This is a genomic window from Clostridioides sp. ZZV14-6345, assembly GCF_020657775.1.
GTDB classification, from domain to species: Bacteria; Bacillota; Clostridia; order Peptostreptococcales; family Peptostreptococcaceae; genus Clostridioides; species Clostridioides difficile_D.
This window is the reverse complement of sequence record NZ_JAGWCX010000145.1, coordinates 1-1,480: the sequence shown is the minus strand read 5'-3', so window position 1 is coordinate 1,480 and position 1,480 is coordinate 1. Positions and strand designations below refer to the sequence as shown.

At 25.8% G+C, this 1,480-nt stretch carries 2 protein-coding genes; both read right to left on the bottom strand.

What is annotated here, in order from left to right; genetic code table 11:
- Positions 1-45 precede the first annotated feature (45 nt).
- Positions 46-870, bottom strand: coding sequence for an IS3 family transposase (locus KGF39_RS19325; protein ID WP_227823559.1), 825 nt, complete (start codon positions 868-870; stop codon positions 46-48).
- A 98-nt stretch (positions 871-968) separates the two neighbouring features.
- The gene (locus tag KGF39_RS19320; RefSeq protein ID WP_227823558.1) at positions 969-1,376 is read right to left on the bottom strand and encodes an HTH domain-containing protein; all 408 of its coding nucleotides are present in this window, start codon (positions 1,374-1,376) and stop codon (positions 969-971) included.
- Positions 1,377-1,480: the final 104 nt, after the last annotated feature.

Here is a 1,480-nt window from a genome sequence, read left to right as displayed (position 1 = left end):
TGAACTGAGACCTTTATATCGGACAGTTAAAAAACCACGGAATGATTATGAAACCATAAGATGATTCTTGTAATGTACAGGAGTCATCTTTTTTAATCCCCATTGTTTTCTTTTATTATTATAATACTCTATATAATTTGATACAAGATTTTTTACCTCATCAAAGGTTCTACACATTCTATAATCAACTTCATCTTTTAAATGACCAAAAAATGACTCCATTGGAGCATTGTCCAAACAATTTCCTTTTCTTGACATAGACTGTATTAAATTAGCTTTTTTACATGCACATATGAATTCTGGATATGTATAATGAATTCCTTGGTCAGAATGAATTATACAACCTTCCAAATCATTTTTTGAATACTTATCACTTATATCTTTAATTGGTCGTAGACCTAAATCCATAGATAAATTTTGAGAGATATGATAAGAAAGTATTTCTCTTGTTGCAACATCTTTTACTGCACCTAAATACGCTATATTTCCATTTGAATAGTGTAAATAGGTAATATCTGTAAGCAAAACTTTTAAAGGTTTGCTTTGTGTAAAGTTTCTTTTTAAAATATTTTTCATTACTCTATGCTCTTTAGTTGCAGTGGCAATATTTTTATATGGATTCCTTCTTCTAACCTTTGTCATTAATTTATATTTTTTCATTATTCTTTTTATTTTCTTATGATTCATTATTATGTTATCAGTTTCAAGAGCCATCTTTATTACTCTCCATCCAGCCTTTTTATGTTTTGATTCAAAGACATTTTTTATTAAAGTATAGTCATTAAAATCCTTATCTAAACCATTATATCGCTTTAACCAATGATAGTAGCCAGAACGGCTTACATTAGCTATTTTACAAAGTTCTTTTATTGTTACTTTAGGTAAAGAATAATCCTCTTTGTTTAATTTTATGCATTGTTCAAAGGTATTTTTTATTACAATATATTTATCATTTCCATAAATTTTATTTATTTTATCACTGTCCTTTCCAGAGCATCTATCTTTTTTAAAAAATTATTTTCCATTTCAAGATATTTGATTCTCGCTTTTGCTCGTTTTAACTCATCTTTTATATTTGTTTTCTTTTTTAGATTTAATTCTCTACTTGATTTAGATACAAGAGAGGCTTCGCCTTGTTTTAAGTAGATTTTTCTCCATCTTCTAAGACAATCTTTTGGTTTATCAAATCCTATTATTTTTAAATCAATACCTGCTTCTAAAAATATATCTTTTGGAAATCTACCTTTTTCAAGATTTTCTCTAACAGCATGTAGTTTAAATTCTTTTGTAAAAACAATAGAATTGTTGGTCATTTTTTCTATATTTATATTTTTTATTAAAAGTTTTATGACATCTTCTGAATAATATTTTTTCATATATTTTCCTCGTTTTTAATTTTATTATATTTGAAAAAAGAGAATAAAAAAACCTATTTTTGGAGTGGTTTAAAAATTTGTCCAAAAATAGGGTTCCAGTTCAT